This is a genomic window from Olivibacter domesticus, from assembly GCF_900109575.1.
Taxonomy (GTDB): domain Bacteria; phylum Bacteroidota; class Bacteroidia; order Sphingobacteriales; family Sphingobacteriaceae; genus Olivibacter; species Olivibacter domesticus.
In genome coordinates this window covers 171,635-189,328 of the sequence record NZ_FOAF01000010.1, presented here as the reverse complement: position 1 = coordinate 189,328, position 17,694 = coordinate 171,635, and the positions used below count along the sequence as shown (strand labels likewise).

Annotated in this window: 15 protein-coding genes; 9 read left to right on the top strand and 6 right to left on the bottom strand. The window is 36.7% G+C overall.

Annotation, left to right across the window (positions count from 1 at the left end):
• Nucleotides 1–123: 123 nt before the first annotated feature.
• The gene (locus tag BMY50_RS24325) at nucleotides 124–327 is read left to right on the top strand and encodes a hypothetical protein (RefSeq protein ID WP_093330662.1); all 204 of its coding nucleotides are present in this window, start codon (nucleotides 124–126) and stop codon (nucleotides 325–327) included.
• A gap of 168 nt (nucleotides 328–495) precedes the next feature.
• Here the strand turns inward: BMY50_RS24325 and BMY50_RS24320 are convergent, their stop codons facing one another.
• Entirely contained in the window at nucleotides 496–894 is a 399-nt protein-coding gene (locus tag BMY50_RS24320) for a winged helix-turn-helix transcriptional regulator (protein WP_093330656.1), read from the bottom strand.
• Between the two features lie 90 nt (nucleotides 895–984).
• Here BMY50_RS24320 and BMY50_RS24315 point away from each other — a divergent pair, with 90 nt between their 5' ends.
• The gene (locus tag BMY50_RS24315) at nucleotides 985–1,716 is read left to right on the top strand and encodes an SDR family NAD(P)-dependent oxidoreductase (RefSeq protein ID WP_093330652.1); all 732 of its coding nucleotides are present in this window, start codon (nucleotides 985–987) and stop codon (nucleotides 1,714–1,716) included.
• 136 nt (nucleotides 1,717–1,852) lie between these two features.
• Here BMY50_RS24315 and BMY50_RS24310 read toward each other — a convergent pair whose 3' ends face one another.
• From BMY50_RS24310 to BMY50_RS24300, 3 genes are all read right to left on the bottom strand, one after another.
• On the bottom strand, nucleotides 1,853–2,995 hold the full coding sequence (locus BMY50_RS24310) for an FAD-dependent monooxygenase (RefSeq protein ID WP_093330648.1): 1,143 nt from the start codon (nucleotides 2,993–2,995) through the stop codon (nucleotides 1,853–1,855).
• Between the two features lie 155 nt (nucleotides 2,996–3,150).
• Nucleotides 3,151–3,561 (bottom strand): hypothetical protein, encoded by a 411-nt coding sequence (locus tag BMY50_RS24305; RefSeq protein WP_093330643.1) that lies wholly within the window; start codon nucleotides 3,559–3,561, stop codon nucleotides 3,151–3,153.
• A gap of 341 nt (nucleotides 3,562–3,902) precedes the next feature.
• The gene (locus BMY50_RS24300) at nucleotides 3,903–4,082 is read right to left on the bottom strand and encodes a hypothetical protein (RefSeq protein WP_093330640.1); all 180 of its coding nucleotides are present in this window, start codon (nucleotides 4,080–4,082) and stop codon (nucleotides 3,903–3,905) included.
• A 414-nt stretch (nucleotides 4,083–4,496) separates the two neighbouring features.
• Between BMY50_RS24300 and BMY50_RS24290 the strand changes: the two genes are divergently transcribed.
• Nucleotides 4,497–4,922 (top strand): VOC family protein, encoded by a 426-nt coding sequence (locus BMY50_RS24290; protein ID WP_093330634.1) that lies wholly within the window; start codon nucleotides 4,497–4,499, stop codon nucleotides 4,920–4,922.
• A gap of 82 nt (nucleotides 4,923–5,004) precedes the next feature.
• On the opposite strand, the gene BMY50_RS24285 is transcribed toward BMY50_RS24290, so the two are convergent.
• Nucleotides 5,005–6,933, bottom strand: coding sequence for a helix-turn-helix transcriptional regulator (locus tag BMY50_RS24285; protein WP_093330629.1), 1,929 nt, complete (start codon nucleotides 6,931–6,933; stop codon nucleotides 5,005–5,007).
• Nucleotides 6,934–7,188: 255 nt separating this feature from the next.
• On the opposite strand from BMY50_RS24285, the gene BMY50_RS24280 reads away from it, so the two are divergent.
• From BMY50_RS24280 to BMY50_RS24265, 4 genes are all read left to right on the top strand, one after another.
• Nucleotides 7,189–7,536, top strand: a complete 348-nt coding sequence (locus tag BMY50_RS24280) for a hypothetical protein (protein ID WP_093330621.1) — start codon at nucleotides 7,189–7,191, stop codon at nucleotides 7,534–7,536.
• Between the two features lie 376 nt (nucleotides 7,537–7,912).
• Nucleotides 7,913–8,278 (top strand): response regulator, encoded by a 366-nt coding sequence (locus tag BMY50_RS24275; protein ID WP_093330617.1) that lies wholly within the window; start codon nucleotides 7,913–7,915, stop codon nucleotides 8,276–8,278.
• 166 nt (nucleotides 8,279–8,444) lie between these two features.
• Nucleotides 8,445–10,361 (top strand): gamma-glutamyltransferase family protein, encoded by a 1,917-nt coding sequence (locus BMY50_RS24270; RefSeq protein WP_238383876.1) that lies wholly within the window; start codon nucleotides 8,445–8,447, stop codon nucleotides 10,359–10,361.
• 26 nt (nucleotides 10,362–10,387) lie between these two features.
• Nucleotides 10,388–10,948 (top strand): UbiX family flavin prenyltransferase, encoded by a 561-nt coding sequence (locus BMY50_RS24265; RefSeq protein ID WP_093330613.1) that lies wholly within the window; start codon nucleotides 10,388–10,390, stop codon nucleotides 10,946–10,948.
• A gap of 34 nt (nucleotides 10,949–10,982) precedes the next feature.
• Here the strand turns inward: BMY50_RS24265 and BMY50_RS24260 are convergent, their stop codons facing one another.
• Complete coding sequence (locus BMY50_RS24260; RefSeq protein ID WP_093330610.1) at nucleotides 10,983–12,002, bottom strand: LacI family DNA-binding transcriptional regulator; 1,020 nt, start codon at nucleotides 12,000–12,002, stop codon at nucleotides 10,983–10,985.
• A 645-nt stretch (nucleotides 12,003–12,647) separates the two neighbouring features.
• Here BMY50_RS24260 and BMY50_RS24255 point away from each other — a divergent pair.
• Both BMY50_RS24255 and BMY50_RS24250 read left to right on the top strand, forming a co-directional pair.
• Nucleotides 12,648–15,821: a SusC/RagA family TonB-linked outer membrane protein gene (locus BMY50_RS24255; RefSeq protein WP_093330606.1), complete on the top strand. Its 3,174-nt coding sequence runs from the start codon at nucleotides 12,648–12,650 to the stop codon at nucleotides 15,819–15,821.
• Between the two features lie 19 nt (nucleotides 15,822–15,840).
• A complete protein-coding gene (locus tag BMY50_RS24250; RefSeq protein ID WP_093330602.1) occupies nucleotides 15,841–17,358 on the top strand; it encodes a RagB/SusD family nutrient uptake outer membrane protein in 1,518 nt (505 codons plus the stop codon).
• Nucleotides 17,359–17,694: the final 336 nt, after the last annotated feature.

Sequence of the window (17,694 nt, the reverse complement as noted above, 5' to 3'; positions counted from 1 at the left end):
CTACATTATACAGCACAGTTTATACACTATATCTCAACTATTGAACAAGTTTTTTTGAGTTAATTTTTTAATTAATAAATCGGTTATTTTTATAATCTAATTAACAAAATTAACAATCTAAACATGGCAACGCCGATTTCCCCTTTGGAGGGTTTTGAATATCCATCCAATATGATCAAAAAGTATATAAGTAATTTGGAGATATTTACCATCATGCTGGTAGATGGCCGCATTGTACATCATATAGCGTCTGACGCCGAGGCCTTTAAAAATTGGCTTGTTGTCAACAATATACCAGATGTGAGAATATTGGAACTATGTAAATAGTAATACAAATATCTTATTGATTTCTGATTTATCTATTAATGAATTTAACAATATTCATATCAGATTTTATTTGACAAGATCTTTTATAGGATCATTTCTTCCTATTACTCCGAGCAAATTTGAATAGCTTGCATAGCGACAGGGGTTAATGCAACTCACTGTACCAAATTAATAAACAGATTCAGTATGTGAAACATTTATTGTCTCATCGTCTGTTTTTATAACTTCTCGATGCATATTTCCCCAGTCTGACATTGACTGCAGCATTGGTTTCATGGTTTCACCCAATTTGGTTAATTCATATTCAACTCGAGGTGGAACAACTGGATATACAATTCTTTTTATAATTTGATCTGCTTCTAACTCACGCAACTGACTAACCAGCATTCTCTCCGAGATACCAGCAATTGAATTTTTTAAGTCGCTGTAGCGCATTTTATCATGTGTCAGTCTGCAAAGTATTGCTGGTTTCCACCGCCCTCCTAGAATAGACAGAGAATAAGCCATACCGCAGGTATCATTAATCTGCTTTTCATTTAAAGCATTAGTGGAGGTTTCCTTTCTCATTTCTTACTTTTTTGTTAGTACCTAACAATTTAATGTATACATACAAATATAATTCTTAAGAACTAATTTTGAGTACAAGCAAATAAAAAAATGAAACGATTAGCAAACAAAGTAGCCCTTATAACGGGAGGAAGCCGTGGAATTGGAGCGGCAATTGTGAAAAAAATTGCATCTGAGGGAGCACAAGTAGCTTTCACTTACTCCAGCTCCCCAGAAAAAGCACAAACAGTTAAGGAAGAAATAGGAGATCAGGCATTAGCGATTAAGGCCGACAGTAGTAGGCCACAAGAAATAATTGAGGCAATTGAAAAAACTATTGCGACATTCGGACGGCTGGATATCCTTATTAATAATGCAGGTATTTACATTGGGAAAGCCTTTCATGAGCATACACTGGACGATTATGAACAAATAATGGCCATTAACGTAAGAGCACTTTATGTTGCCGCGCTTGAAGCGGTCAAGTACCTACCGATGGGCGGACGTATCATTAATATTGGTAGCAATATGGCCGATAATGCCATGGGACCCCAAACTACATTATACACAATGAGTAAGTCTGCGCTTAGTGGTTTTACCAGAGGTTTAGCGCGTGATCTCGGGGCTAAAGGAATAACAGTAAATGTTGTACAACCAGGTCCAATTGACACAGATATGAATCCAGCTAACACCGAATTAGCCGATTTTTTACGAAGCAGAATGGCTTTGACCGATTACGGATCTGGTGATGACATTGCCGGATTGGTAGCCTTTTTAGCGAGTGATGAGGGTAAGTATATAACCGGCACTGCCATTACTATTGACGGCGGATTAAATGCTTAATTTTTAGATAATACTGATAAGCGATTGAAAATCTGTTTCTCAATTAAAAGAGAAGCTTTTCATTCTAGAATAGCTTCTCTTTTTTGTTTATTGTACTTTTTTTCAACGCAACCAAATAAACCGGATAAACAGGCATCTAAAAATCTACGTCAAACAGCCACTTCATCTGTTTCCTGGTAATAGCTTTAGGCATATACCGAAAAATAAAATTACGCAAAGAACGACTTATAGGGTGTTTCCACTGTGATATATTTCCAAGTAACCTAGAGAGCCTGATTACTTTTGCAGTCCGCTTCACTCTCCTTTTTTCATATAAGGCAAGTGCAATGTCAAGATTGGATTGATAACTCAAACAATCGACCAGTACCACAGCATCTTCTATAGCCTGGCAAGCCCCCTGTCCCATATTGGGAGTTGTAGCATGCGCCGCATCACCTAATAATACTACGCGATCAAATACGAACCTCGAAAGTGGTTTTATGTCAGCAATATCGTTCCATATTAGCTGTTCAAATTTTGTTGCCTTTAACACAACTTCGACAGGTTCATGCACTCCTCGAAAATAATTTGCCAGCTGTTTTGGCGTCATTAGACGCATTGCCTCTTCCTTTCTGTTGGCTTTAATACAACAGTACCAGTATATACGGTTATTCGGTAAAGCGGTCATTCCTATTCGGCCTTGAGGGGCCCATGTTTCTGAAGACACAGATGTATTGAGCATAACACCTGGATTCTCGATGACCGCCCGCCAACAGGTATAGCCCGCATACCGAGGTTTACTGTAAGAGATTAACTGCGAGCGAACCACCGAATGAATACCGTCCGCAGCAATAAGAAGGTCAGCTTCGTCTTTTTCTCCATCTGAAAAAGAGGCATAAACCTTCACCCTTTGCTGTTCAATATTATCACACCTCTTTCCTAAACAAAGTGTTCCTTCTTTTAATCGTTGCACTAATATTTCATGCAATTCGGCCCTATGTATGACTACATTATTTTCACCATATTGAGTACCGAGCGTAGATGTGTCTTGGTTACTTATAATTTTCCCTTTCTCATCCTGCATCTGTAAAGCGCTAAGGTGCATTCCTGCATTTAGAACATCTTTTGCTACCCCTATTTTCTCTAAACCTTTCATCGCGTTAGCGGCTAACCCAATACCCGCCCCAACAGGTCTTAATATCTGCGTCATCTCATATACCTTTACTTCAATTCCTTGCTGCTGTAACGCAATAGCGGCACATAAACCACCTATTCCTGCTCCAATAATAATGACCTTCATCTTTAAATTTAACTATTATCGATTACGAAGGTATATGTTATTAGGAGAAATCTAAAAAACATAAATACCATGAGGCAAGTATAATCTTCCAAAATGAGCAAGCGCAACATTTTAGGTATGTTGAGCTTGCTTTTAATTAAATAAATCTATTTTTCTTAACCCTCTTGTTGATCTTTTTTAGCACGTACGTCGCGATTCATTCGCTTATGAGATTTCCCATTTCGCATTCTTTCCTTTTTCAAATCCTGATAAGTTGACCTCTGTGTGTCATCTAATATACTTGTTATTTGTTCCTCTTTTTTTTGCATTGCCTCCTTCCTCACTTTTCTTTCCTTTTCTCTACGTTGTTGACGATGGGCTTCTATTTCTTTTATACTTTCTAGATTTACAGCATACATTTTAGATTTTTGCTCCTCAGAAAGAGACAACTTCGTTGCTAAGATATCGGTTGTCTTTTTCGCTCTTTCTTCAGGTGTTTTATGCATTCTCTTGCTGTCGCTTTGTTGAGCAAATGCCATAGTAGTCATGCTTATAACTAATATAGCGGCTATCATCATTTTTTTCATACATGTTTTATTTATAAGACTATAGAGTTTAATTTTTAGGTAAAGTTTAATACCAAAACGTTAAGATATGTTAAATAAATGTGACTAATTAAACACACTTATCACCACCATAATTCTTATGTTAGCTCCTAACTATAAATTATAAAACAAAAATTCTCGCGCTATCTAGAAGTCCTAGAAGGATTTAGAAGAAATACAAGGAAAAGATCTGGGGTTTTTAAATAATCACCAATAAAGAGGATACAAGTTAAGAGCTTGCCTATTTTAAGCAATTTGACTATTTAATTTAAAATAGGAGAAGACTTCTAAACCTTCTCCTTTGCCAATTAACATCTGTAATGTTAAGGCATTGTGGTTGTGTCGGCTGTTGTGTCCATTGGCATCGTGCTGGTGTCAGCCGGTGTCATCTCCTGTTCTAAACTATCTCCCATGCCTTCGGAAGATTCGGTTCCTTGCTGGCTGTTGCCACAACTTGCTAAAAAGATGGCTGCGATGGCAGCTGTAATCGCTAATTTTTTCATAAAACACTATCTTAATTAATCACAATTTAATATATAAAGCAAATAATGGCCTTAATGTTTTATTTTTTTTCAAAAACATGTCCTTTTTAAAAAAAAACGAGCTAAAATTAGACAATACTCTTGTGTATGGATTCTTTACACACAAATTTTCAGCTTTAAAATTATTTTGATTATTTGAGGGAATAGAAGGATCATCCGACTGCAATAGTTTAATGAAAAAGAATTTTTGAAATGTCGTAAAGCACCTTAAAGTTTGTCGGTTTTATACAGCATGTAAATTTACAATCTTATCTATGTTTGTATGGACGATAGAGACTACTAAGTATATATGCTCCTAAAATGATTTATGCGAAGAATAAATATAACATCGTTAGAATAAGGCCTTGTCCAAATATTCCAATTAACAAATATTATATGAAAGAAAAGGATACACAAAACATTTACGCATATTTAACTTTTAATGGTAATTGTAGAGAGGCTATGACCTTTTACAAACACTGTTTAGGGGGTACACTAGCTTTGCAAACCATCAAAGAATCTCCTCTTTCCGACCACCTCCCAGAAAAGATGAAAAATGTCGTCTTGCAAGCGACTTTAACAAATGAAAACTTTGTCCTTATCGGTACAGATTTAGTTGAAGAGGAGGGATTGATAAAAGGAAATTCTCTTTCGTTAATGCTTTACTGTTCCAGTGAAGAAAATATTAGAAACTTTTTCGATAAACTTTCTGTTGGCGGTAAAAAGAAGCAGCCTTTAATTCGTAACCATTATGGCATATTATTTGGAAATCTAACAGACAAATATGGTAATCACTGGGTATTAAACTACAATCCCAGGTAATTATTCAAAAAACATCAATTTTAACATTAATGTCTTACCTATATTATTTGGTCAAGCTTTAAAACCTGAATTCGATTATTCTTTAATATTCTTGTGATCTTAAAAAGTTATCGAGACTATCATCTTTTAATAGTCCCAGTTTCTGTTTAATGCGATATCGGGCCATTCGAATACTTTTCGGTTCTATACCCAATCGCGTAGAAACCTCTTTATTTGAAAGCCCCATCAGTATATAAGAACAATACTTAAGATCTAGTCGAGTAAGTGTGTTATGGGCCTTTTGTTGTAATCGTTCAAAAAAAGCAGGATTGATTTCAAAAAAGTCAGTCTTATGCTCTTCAAAATTCTTATCCATTCTTTTGTGCTGACTAACAATGCGTTTAATTTGCTCGTCTACAGACAAATGACTGTGTTTCGTAACTTTATCAGACAATAATTCAAGCAATTCGTTCTTCTCTTCAATTTGTAATGTACCAGCAAGTAATTCTTTTTGCAGTCGCTCTTGTCGTTCTTTTAATAACATTTGTTCAGTTTGTAAACGAGCGGCCTCCTCTGCCTGCAAATTTGCTTGGAGAATTGCTTCTTGTTTTTCAAAGGCCAGTTGACGCGATTCAGCCTCTTTTAATTTTGATTGCAATTCGGCTTCCTGCTTTTCTTTATCTACCAATTCCTGTTTACGAAGAGAGGCTTTTAATTTATAATTATAAGAGCTAAGCAATAGTAAAAGTACGAGTATTCCGGTTCCACCCATTGCCAGGTAAAAAATATTCATCTTTCTATTGAAAGATGCTTGCTGTTGTAAATTTATAATCTCCTGTTCTTTTTTTTCTGATTGATATTGCGCATCTATCTTTTGAATTGTAGCCATCTTTTCTTGATCAAAAGCTTCTTTATTATACTGTATATATTCCTTCAAATAATTGAGTGCGCCTATTTGATCCCCCTTTTTTTCTGCTATGCGTGATAGTGCCAAGTAAAGGCGTGCTTTTGTAACAGCCATTTTCATTACATCTCCATCTATTTGGCTTAGGCCTTCTAATAATATTTTTTCTGCATCATCATACTTTCCCTCTTGCATGGCGTATTCACTAAGAATACCGTAGCAATTTAATATAACCTCATTGAGATTTGTCTTCTTTGCTATTCCAATAGCGATATCGATATATTTAGTGGCACTATCTTTAGCAGAATACGGAAAAAACTGAAAATAAATATTTGCCGTATTGAGGGCGGCAGCAGCTGTGTTACTCTTGACAAGTAACCGTCCTTCCTGCATTGCAGAAAGGTCAAGTGATCGCTTGTTAAAAATCAATGCCGAATCGAGCAATGCCCTATTGGTAGTATCAACCTTAAACCGATCTAGGTAGCTATGCCCAAGCGTAAAATAGGCGGTATTCAGATTATCAACCTCTCTGCTTTTAATAGCAGTTTCATAACAAAGTTTTGCATATTCTTTTTGCTTAATGGGATCATTTCCATATCCATAAATACTAGCCATATAATGATAAATATAACTTTCATAGCTATAAGCCTTTTCACCATTAAGAAAATTTAACGCTTTTAATAGACCAGCAATGGATTTGTCATTCTCCCCATTTACCAAATCAAGCCAGCCACTTCTAAACCACACAAAGCCTTTTGCTACTCGATCCTTCGTTCGAGAAGCATAGTAATGCGCGCTGTCTAAGCTTTCTTGAGCACGCTTTAAGTCATTTTGTTGCACATAAAGGTGCGTAAATGTTGCAAAAGTAATGGCTTTGCTTTTACCGTCCTTTAAACTACCACTGATTCGCAAGGCCTCATTCGCTTGTTTAAAAGATTCCTTCAAATCCTTTTCAAAATTGGCTCGTGCTAGTTTACATAATGCAACAACGCGGTCTTCTGGTGATAGATCGGTTTGCATTAATACCTTTTCAAGAGAATCAATATAAATTTTCTGTCCTTCAGCTTTTTCAAACTGAAAAAAGATGAAAAGACTTAGTGATAACAACAACTTAAAATAAAACTGCATAACATCAAAAGTAGTAAAAAGATGTGCTTCTTAAAATGTCTAATTTATTTAACAAACTGAAATGAAACAAATTAGACATTTCCAGTAGACGCTTTGTAGACTCGCAAAATAAAAAGGTAGCCCGTCTGTAGATACTCTGACCTTGATAAAGGGGGATTCGTAGCATTACCTTTGTTATAGATTATTTAATCTCTAATTCGACTTCATAAATGATAGTTAATTGAATCCGTTAGCAATTTTTCGATCACATTACAAATGACAAACATTTCCAAACAAGGCTTGATTATCATGGTACTTCTTACATTCGCCGCTTGTAATGTAAATACCAGTGTAACGAGAAAAAATAATGAAGTTGGCTATGAGAAGAAACTATCGTCTGCAAATGATCTCTTCTCCCCAAATTTGAATATCAAAATAGAAAAGAGATCCGGTGGAGAAATCCCCGATGGACTAATGCCCCTTAACAACCCACAATTAACAAGAGACAGGACAAGGGAGTTAACTACCTCTATACCAAAAAGAAAACACTCCATAAAACAACCTTACTTTCCAAGAACCTTCAGCACAAGATATAATGCTACTTTAAACAAAAGGTCTTATTAAAATCAACAAAGCCAAGTAGTACTAGCTAGAAGCTTGCTTTGATAGGTGTTTGACTTCAGCACTTTATCCAACATTAAGACACCGCTTTCAGCACTCTCATACTGTCCTTAAATGTGGATCCGTAAATTGCTCTCCATCCAGCATACATGTTAATACTAAAAAAAGCAACAAATATACACAACTAATCAACCCATGTGAACAGTTTTCACAATTGACACAATTATGGCCTACAATTTGCTTATATACATTGAACAAGGAGGCATAAATACTTCAAATAATATCATGAACCCGACATGATCAAAATAATTGTTAACACACAGAGAAATAATTATTTTGATCATCAAAGGCTCCATCTGAAAAATTAAAAAATAAACAGATGAAAAAACTAATATATGTGTTGGAAGATGATGAGGATATAAGAGATATATTATCAATTTTTTTCTCGGATTTTGATTTAGAGGTAAAGACCTTTGAAGATATTAAAGGTTTTAAAGAGGTAATGGAAATATCTATCCCTGATTTATATATACTAGATATTAACTTACCTGATGGTAGTGGCCTGGATTTGGCCGACTGCATAGCTGCAAAAGATTCAACGAAAAATATCCCAATCTTACTAATGTCTGCTCATATGAATACGCAGGATATAAGTGATTCAAAATTCATTAAAGGATTTATTCAAAAACCATTTGATCTATATTTCATGAAAGAGAAGGTCATGGAGTTGTTAGCTGCTTCCTAACTGGCTAGTCTTAAACGGCAATAACATCCACCATTTTACAAAATTTAGCACGTTACATAGGTTTTTTATTAACTATTTATAAGAAACAAGGAAAAATAGACAGCGAAACGGCTATTTTATAGGGCATTTTTATAACTTTGAACTATAAAGTATATTTTTTTGTACTATGAAGCACCTATTCCTCTTTCTCTTTGTTTTTTTTGCAATTTTGAGTGTTAACGCTCAGCAAACTCAAAAACCTCCCTTACATGGCAAAAATTGGATGGCCATTACTGGAAAGCCATTAGCAGCAACTGCAGGTTCGATGATTTTTCAGAAAGGAGGAAACGCAATTGATGCGGCTTGTGCTATGCTTGCAGCAACTTGCACCATGTGGGACGTATTAAGTTGGGGAGGAGAAACACAAGCACTTATTTACAACCCTAAACTTAAAAAAGTTATTGCTATTAATGCATTAGGTGTAGCTCCTTCAGGCGCTACAGTAAACTTTTTCAAAGATAAGGGTTATGAGTTTCCGCCTGAATATGGCCCACTCGCAGCCGTAACACCCGGCACAACCGGTGGGCTTTGCTATATGCTTGCCAAATATGGAAAATTAAGTTTAAAAGAAGTTCTTGCGCCCGCTATGGAAATGGCGGCAGGTTATCCAATTGATGGCCAAACAGCAAATAGTATTGAACGTAATAAAGAAAAGATAAAAGCTTGGCCTTATAGTAAAGCAGTTTTTCTAACTCATTTAGGTGAAGAACGAGAAGCACCCGTTGCTGGAGAAATTTTCAAACAACCCGCGTTGTTAGCTACCTTAACGAAACTAGTTGACGCTGAACAAGAAGCGCTAAAAGAAGGTAAAAATAGAGAAAATGCTATTCACGCGGCTTTTGATCGTTTTTACAAGGGAGATATAGCGGAAGAATTTGTACGCGGGGTTAAAGAACAGGGCGGATTAATTACTTTAGAGGACCTTGCCAATTGGAAACCTATTGAGGAAGAACCCCTACATGTTAATTATAGAGGAATAGAAGTTTATAAATTACAAGAATGGACACAAGGCCCCGCCCTCTTACAAAGTTTAAATATACTTGAAAACTTTGATCTAAAAAAGATGGAATATAATTCAGCCCCCTATATTCATACCCTATATCAAACAATGAGTTTGGCTTTTGCAGATCGAGATTTCTATTATGGTGATCCCTATTTTTCTCCACGTTCACCAATCACGGGCCTGCTTAGTAAACAATATGCAAAAGAACGTGCTTCGCTTATTTCTCCGAATAGAAATGTAGGCTTAGCTCAACCTGGTGACCCCTATTCTTTTGAAGGAAAAAAGAATCCTTTTATAAGCCTTCTAAAAAACAGATCTTTATTGACAGATACTACGCAAAATAAAGATAACAGAGAGTTCGTACCCAAACACGATGCTACGAATAAATCTGCGGCTATTGTTAATATGGGAAATGATGACAGTTTATATCATGACCGATTGTGGAGGGGGACAACCAGTGTAGTGGCCGCGGATAAAGAGGGTTGGCTCATCGCCATAACTCCTAGTGGCGGTTGGGTTCCTGCTTGTATTGCCGGTAATACCGGAATTGGCATGAGTCAGCGTTTGCAAAGCTTTGTCCTCGATTCAACTATAAGTCCATTTAACGTGTTGGCACCAGGAAAAAGACCGCGGGTTACACTTACACCGTCTTTAGCATTAAAAAATGGCTTACCCCATTTGGCCTTCGCCGTGCAAGGGGGTGATACGCAAGATCAAAATCTTTTACAGTTTTTCTTAAATATGGAAGAGTTTGGCATGACCGTTCAGCAAGCTGCTGAAGCCGCAAACATCAATAGCAATCAGCTTTGGCTTTCTCTGGGCGGAACTAGCATTCAAGACCGCATTCCAAAGCCTGGTAGCATTCTATTAAATAATAAAACTCCAGAACATGTGAGAGCTGCTTTAAAACAAATGGGATATGATATGAGTTTTGGAGAGCGCACCAGCGGCCCTATAAATGCTATTTTTGTAGATCAGGAACATGGCACCTTCTGGGGAGGTAGTAGCAATCATGGAGAAGATTACGGTATAGGTTGGTAACATGTTGATCTTGTATTATACATTTTATGATTAAAAAGAGAATTATTATAGGCATAAGCGGGGCGACCGGGATTCAATATGGTATCAAAGCATTAGAACTACTTCGTGAACTTGATGTAGAGACGCATGTCATTATAAGTAAAGCGGCAGAACTAGTAAGAAGTTACGAAACACAGTATAAACATGACACCATTGTTTCATTAGCAGACAAGGCTTATGCTTTGGCTGATGTGGGAGCAGCTATTTCGAGCGGTTCTTTTAAAACAATGGGTATGTTAATAGCTCCCTGTTCGGTAAAAACTATGTCAGAAATAGCAACTGGTGTAACCAGTTCCTTAATGTCCAGAGCAGCCGACGTCACTTTAAAAGAACGAAGAAAATTAGTACTACTTTTTCGCGAGACACCATTACATGCCGGACATATAAAAACGATGCTTCAAATAACCGAAATGGGAGGAATAGTCATGCCTCCTGTACCCGCCTTTTATATGCAACCGCAATCAATAGATGAGATGGTTAAACATACTGTAGCAAGGGCATTGGATTTATTTGGTTTTGATATTGAGATACCACGATGGGAGCGATAACCTGTCAACCAATCGAAAAACCCTATCAATTAATTTAATTTCCAGTTGATTCCCTCACAATTAAACGCGTTGGAATTTCCTTATGAATAGTTTTTTCAGCACTCTTCCCTAGCTTTAAATCGACTAATAGTCTATCGATGATTAATTTAGCCATTTCTTCAAGTGGTTGTTCTACTGCTGTTATGCCCGGCTGAAAAAGTCTTAAAACTTCATTATCATCAAATGCCACAACAGCAATCTTTGAAGGAATTTTTAGTCCAAGATTCCGCATAACTTCTAAACCTCCAACAGCCAAGTAGTTAGTAGCAAAGCAAATGCCATCCAATTTGGGATATTTTTTTATAAAATCCTCGAAATCCGACTGAAGTCGTTCCTTTCTGTTTTCATAAGGAATCGACAATATGTATTCATTTAATTTTCTTTCTTTTATCAACCTCTTGTACCCTTCTAATCTACTTATCATCTGCGTTTGCCTTGAATCAGTCGTAATAAGGGCAATATTTTTTCTATTTCTTTCTACCAAATGCTTACAAGCCTCGTACATAGCCTGCTCATTATCAATACCGATATAATGAGAATCTATAGCGGGGAGAAATCTATCAAATAATACGACGGGTCTATTTTCTTCTTTTAATTGACTAATTTCTTCTTCGAGTTTTTCAGTTGGACAAATAATATAACCATCCACTCCCCTATCACGAAACATACGAATAAGCTCAAGTGCTTTATCCGATTGTCCATTCGTACTGCTATAAATGATTTTATAACCACCTTTATAAGCCTGTTCTTCAATCAAAGAGGCAATTTGTGAGAAAAAAGGGTTTCCAATATTTTCAACAATAAAGCCAATTGTATTGGTTTTACCTGTTACTAATCCTCGTGCTAAATAATTAGGAGTATATCCAACCTCTTTTACATAAGCCAATACTCGTTCAGTTACCTGTGCGCTTATACGCATCTCTTCAGCTTTACCGTTTAATATAAAAGATATGGTTGTATTGGATAGCCCTAAGGCTTTTGAAATATCTTTAATGGAAACTCGATTTCTTTTCATTCGTAAGTAAATTGTTTCTTAAGGTCTTTTACAACCTGTAAACATTTTCATATCGACTTTAGAGGTTTCTTGATTAGGTTTCATTTTCTAAGGTATCGATAACAGATATGTTTATGAAAGGTTGCAGTAAAGATAAGATTAAACACGATAAGTTGTATAATATTGTGAATAATTATTCTTTTAACTGCGACAATTATGGTAATTAGTTAAACGATTACCATGCAATGCCTTTATAGTTAGATTACTTAGATTTCTTTTATCTAAGTACTACAATAAGCAGTAGTCGGAATCTTAGGTAATCTATTCGATTGGACAACGAAGTACCCCATCCGTTGGCTTAACCACTTAGTAAATTCTTTATATAAGTTCTTTTAGTTGATATAGTATTAACAAATCTTTTAAGACAAAATTGTAACAATTTGCCAATAGCGTTTTGAATTTCAATTTTTTATTAAGAAGTTCGTACCCTTATTACATATAATAAATTTAAAGCTGACCATATGCTGAAACTATTTAAAACTCAAAAACCATGACTAATTGTGTGGCTATTTTTTTAGTCGGAAACTAAAGCGGTTTAGCATTAGTAACATCAATTATTCAAGAAAAAAACAAACCAACTTTACTAAGGGTAAAAATTAACATTTTATGACCTATCTAAACAAACCAATTAAAAACATAGCACTAACAAGTAGTTTAGCTATGTTAATGACGTTAGGCAGTCCGTTATACGGTGAATGGGCTCATGCCGCTAATTCCGCTTCCAACACAAGCGTAGATGCAGCTCTTAAACAACAAAAGCAAATAACAGGTACGATAACAAGCGCTACCGATCAAAGTCCTTTACCAGGCGTTTCCGTATTAGTTAAAGGAAGCGCTAGAGGCGTGACTACCGATGAAAACGGTCGTTTTCTAATAGAAGCTGCTCCTAATGAAGTATTAGTATTCAGTTATATCGGATTCATAAGTACAGAAAAGACCGTAGGAACAGTGGCTAATATTAATGTGTCTTTACAAGAAGATAGCCAAAGCTTGGATGAAGTAGTTGTCGTAGGCTATGGAACGCAACGTAAAGTAGATATTACAGGTTCTGTAGCAAGTGTAAAAGCAACAGAACTTACCGAACGCCCTGCACAAAATGTAAACCAGGCACTGAGTGGACGAATAGCGGGTGTCAATGCCGCAACTAACTCTGGTAGACCAGGCGGAAGAACAAAAGTTAGAATTAGAGGATTTAGTTCTATTAATGCTACTAATGAACCTTTGTACATAGTTGATGGGATTATCTTTACAGAAGATATTTCAACAATTAACCCGAGCGACATCGAATCTGTAGACGTTTTAAAGGATGCTTCTTCTACGGCCATATATGGAACAAGGGGAGCAAACGGCGTAATTATGATTACCACTAAACGTGGAAAAAAAGGCCAAAGCCAAATTAATTACGATGCTTTTATGGCCATTAATACAATGGCAAGAAAACAAGACGTATTAAATTCGCGCCAATGGATGGATATAGAAGAGCTAGGTTATAAAAATGCCGAGAAATATGATCCAACTGGATTCGCTTCTGGCAAATATGAAAACCCAATCGAAAAACGCCAAAAATATGCTGTCGGTAATACATTGGGAAATAAAGAACTATTTACTGCTGATGGTCAACCACTTTACGATGTAGACTGGCAGGATCTACTAACACGGACAGCGATCAGTCAATCACACAATTTATCTTTCACAGGAGGTAGCGAGAAATCCAATTATGGTTTATACCTTGGATATTACGATGATCAAGGTATTATTGTAAATAGTTTCCAAAAAAGATATAGTGCCCGTGCAGTAATAGATCACAATGTGCGCGACTGGTTAAAAGTTGGTGGTACCTTAGGTTTCTCAAATAATACAGAAAGAAGACAAGATGATGGTGTAGGTGGTAATATTCCTCCTCGTATGATGATCGAGATGGTACCTTTTATTCCTTACAGATATCCAGACGGAAGCTATGGCCGCAGAGAAGACTACAATGGTTTAGAAACAGGTGATAATCCGCGCGCACAGGCAGACGAAATAACACGTTTGTACAGAAGAAATGTATTTACAGGTAACACGTATGCTAAAATCACCTTGATGGAAGGTTTGGATTTCACTTCAACCATCGGTGTTAACTTAAAAGATGAAAATCAACCGTACTTCGTTAGTACCTTATCAAACTTTGATGGTGGCTTAGGAAGAGCTTTCGCACGCATAGATGCCATGAGTTCTTTCTTCTGGCAGTGGTCAAACCACATTAACTATAACAAAACATTTGGAGATCACAGCATTAGCGCTACTTTAGGTACGGAAGCGCAAAAATATGAAATCCTAAACTGGCGAGCTTCTGCCAATGATATTTCAGATGATTACTATCAATGGAACAACCTGGAAACCGGTTCTACTCCTATGCCACCAACTTCTAGCGTGGTAAATTATCAAATGGCATCTTATTTTGCCCGTGCTAATTATGGTTATAAGGACCGCTATTTATTAACAGTAACAGGTCGTTTTGATGGCTCATCGCGTTTCGGCGAAAACAATAAGTTTGCGTTCTTCCCATCGGTTGCCGGTGCATGGCGTCTTTCTGAAGAAGATTTCTTAAAAGAAAACAACACGATCAGTAACTTGAAATTACGTTTAAGCTATGGTCAAACGGGTAACTCGGAGATCGATAGCTATTTATCGAATGCTAACCTAAAAGTTGGTAACTACGCTTTTGGCGGTAGACTAGCTTCCGGTACGGTTAACAGTACCTTACCTAACCAGAACTTAAAGTGGGAGAAAACAACGCAATACAATGCTGGTATTGACGTAGGCTTACTTAACAATAGGATTAATATTGAATTGGATGCTTACTTGAAAAAGACATCTGATTTATTACTAGCGGCACCTGTTCCTGCATCAAGTGGTTATACAACACTTATGACAAACATTGGGGATATGGAAAACAAGGGTATTGAGTTTAATATTAGTTCCTTGAATATTGATAAAGATGATTTCTCATGGTCCACATCGTTTAACTTCTCGTATCTTAAAAATAAGGTAACCGCTTTAGGTACCAATAACGAGGATGTTTTCATGAACCCTTCATTTATTGGAAGTAATAGTAATATCTTACGTGTCGGCCAACCAGTAGGAACATTTTATGGTTTAGTAAGAGAGGGAACATGGAGTACCAGCGAAGCAGAGCAAGCAGCAAGGTACAATCGACTCCCAGGAGACATCAAGTATCGCGATGTGAATGATGACGGTCAAATTAATGATGCAGATCGCACGCTTATTGGTAAAGGTATACCTGATTTCTACGGTGGATTCTTTAACACCTTCCGTTACAAGAATTTCGACTTAACAGTTGAATTACAATATTCTTATGGAAACGATGTTTTCCGTATGAGTCAGCACTCTTCTGAAGACCGTACTGGTATTGCTAATAGTTACGCTTCTGTACTGAATGCTTGGACGGAAGAAAATCAAAATACACCTATCGCACAAATTAGAGGCGCCGGCGTACGTTATGATTCTTTACTTGATTCACATAAAGTGGAAGATGGTTCATTCATTCGTGGTAAAAACTTAATGTTAGGTTATAACCTTCCAACAGAATTCTTGAGCAAAATCAAATTAAGCAAACTAAGATTCTATGCTTCGGTACAGAATTTCTTCTTAATTACTGATTACAGCGGTTATGATCCGGAAGTTACCACTTATGATGATACTTTCGCTCAAGGAATAGAGTTTCACGATTATCCGAAACCGCGCACTTTTACCTTCGGTTTAAATGCAACATTTTAATTAAAACGATCAGAACATCATGAAGACATATATTATATCCGTATTGACTGCTGCTACGTTACTTACGACAAGTTCGTGTAGCAAAAATTTCTTGGATGAAAACAATAAAAGTAATCCTACACAAGACTCCTATTTCCAAAACGCTACCCAAGCAGAAACCTTTGTAAATGGTATATATTCCAATTTACGGGCGGTTGACGAAAGCAACGGTTATGGAGAGAGACCTTGGGTAACCTTAGAACTGCTGGTTGGACATGCATCTACGAATTCACAAAGTAATTTTAACTTGGGTGTTATCAATCATACTACCGGAACTGAAAATCCGGGCTTATACAGTTTTTGGGAAAAGTATTATGAAGGAATTGGTAATGCGAACGTAGCAATAGAACGCATTCCTACTATAGACATGGCCGAAGCGCAAAAAGCCAATCTTTTGGGCCAAGCGCATTTTCTCCGTGCCTACTATTATTTCTTCCTTACCCGCCTTTTTGGTGATATTCCTTTGCTTACCAAACCAGTTGATCCAACAAATAATGATGAATTAAGACCAACCAGAAGCAGTCAAGAAGCAATCTATGAATTAATAGTGAGCGATTTAACCACTGCAGAAAGTGCAGGCTTACCAAATGTAGATCGTACAGGAAGAGCTTCTTTAGGTGCCGTAAAGTCACTCTTGGCAAATGTATACCTCACAATGGCAGGTTATCCATTAAATAAAGGTGCTGAGTATTATCAATTAGCCGCAACTAAAGCTGCGGAAGTAACCAGCCAAGGCGATGGATGGTATCCGCTATTTGATAATTTAGAATTTCTACATGATCGGCCAAACAAAAACTTGGGCGAATTTATTTTCCAAGTGCAATTTTTGGCAGGTATATCAAATAATAGTACCACCCAAATGATCATCCCTTATAACTCATCTATCTCTAAATATGGTGATGAATATGGAGCTCTTGTGCCTTTACGAGCATTTTACAACAGCTACGAGGCTGGCGATAAACGTAAAGCGGAGAGAGGTTTCTTCTTTACTAGCTCGCCCAACGTTAAATCAGCTTCAGGTGGCACAGTAACTTTTGCACCCGCTCTATACAAATACTGGCTAGAAGCAGCTTCTGGTGCTAATGGCGACTTAAACTCCGATTTAAACTTTACCTTAATTCGTATGCCAGAAGTATATTTAATTCAGGCAGAAGCAGCAAACGAGGCTAATGGCGGCCCTACTCAAGAGGCTTATGCTTCTTTAAACAAGGTGCGTGAGCGTGCTGACCTTCCAGCGCTAAGTGGATTAAGTCAAGCTCAGTTCAGAGAAGCTGTATGGAAAGAAAGGTATCACGAGCTTTGTTATGAAAATAAAGCTTATTTCGATATGCAAAGGACACGCAAAGCCTATAACTTAACTGCAAATAGCTTCGTTGATTTAATAGGCTTTAAAAATGAAAGCAATACTACTTGGACAGAAAAGTATCTATTAATGCCTATACCGCAGCGTGAGTTGCAGGCGAATCCTAACTTGGCGCCTAATAACCCGGGTTGGTAAAACCCTTAAAAAAGCATCCCGTACGGGATGCTTTTTTGCTTTTATACCTCTCTTTTCTTTTGTAGCATATTCGTTACAATAAAACATCTTTATACTTTTCCAGTTTTTAAACAGTTATTAATAACATATAAGTAATCTATTACTACTTATAACAGACAAGACAATTAATAAACGATTGTCCCCAATTACAAATAACTCAAATCTATGATGTACAAAATTAAATTACTGCAAAAAAATCCACCTTAAACTAAACCGCTTTAGCTAAATTCATAATACGGCGTCTACAAAACAACTTCATCTGCAATCCAATAACCAATTATAATCAGATTGCCCGCT

Excerpts from the sequence above, each read along its gene's own strand:
- BMY50_RS24310 (WP_093330648.1), bottom strand. The coding sequence starts at position 2,995 with ATGAAGGTCATTATTATTGGAGCAGGAATAGGTGGTTTATGTGCCGCT.
- BMY50_RS24265 (WP_093330613.1), top strand. The coding sequence starts at position 10,388 with ATGATTAAAAAGAGAATTATTATAGGCATAAGCGGGGCGACCGGGATT.
- BMY50_RS24300 (WP_093330640.1), bottom strand. The coding sequence starts at position 4,082 with ATGAAAAAATTAGCGATTACAGCTGCCATCGCAGCCATCTTTTTAGCA.
- BMY50_RS24250 (WP_093330602.1), top strand. The coding sequence starts at position 15,841 with ATGAAGACATATATTATATCCGTATTGACTGCTGCTACGTTACTTACG.
- BMY50_RS24275 (WP_093330617.1), top strand. The coding sequence starts at position 7,913 with ATGAAAAAACTAATATATGTGTTGGAAGATGATGAGGATATAAGAGAT.
- BMY50_RS24290 (WP_093330634.1), top strand. The coding sequence starts at position 4,497 with ATGAAAGAAAAGGATACACAAAACATTTACGCATATTTAACTTTTAAT.
- BMY50_RS24325 (WP_093330662.1), top strand. The coding sequence starts at position 124 with ATGGCAACGCCGATTTCCCCTTTGGAGGGTTTTGAATATCCATCCAAT.
- BMY50_RS24320 (WP_093330656.1), bottom strand. The coding sequence starts at position 894 with ATGAGAAAGGAAACCTCCACTAATGCTTTAAATGAAAAGCAGATTAAT.
- BMY50_RS24305 (WP_093330643.1), bottom strand. The coding sequence starts at position 3,561 with ATGAAAAAAATGATGATAGCCGCTATATTAGTTATAAGCATGACTACT.
- BMY50_RS24255 (WP_093330606.1), top strand. The coding sequence starts at position 12,648 with ATGACCTATCTAAACAAACCAATTAAAAACATAGCACTAACAAGTAGT.
- BMY50_RS24260 (WP_093330610.1), bottom strand. The coding sequence starts at position 12,002 with ATGAAAAGAAATCGAGTTTCCATTAAAGATATTTCAAAAGCCTTAGGG.
- BMY50_RS24280 (WP_093330621.1), top strand. The coding sequence starts at position 7,189 with ATGACAAACATTTCCAAACAAGGCTTGATTATCATGGTACTTCTTACA.
- BMY50_RS24270 (WP_238383876.1), top strand. The coding sequence starts at position 8,445 with ATGAAGCACCTATTCCTCTTTCTCTTTGTTTTTTTTGCAATTTTGAGT.
- BMY50_RS24285 (WP_093330629.1), bottom strand. The coding sequence starts at position 6,933 with ATGCAGTTTTATTTTAAGTTGTTGTTATCACTAAGTCTTTTCATCTTT.
- BMY50_RS24315 (WP_093330652.1), top strand. The coding sequence starts at position 985 with ATGAAACGATTAGCAAACAAAGTAGCCCTTATAACGGGAGGAAGCCGT.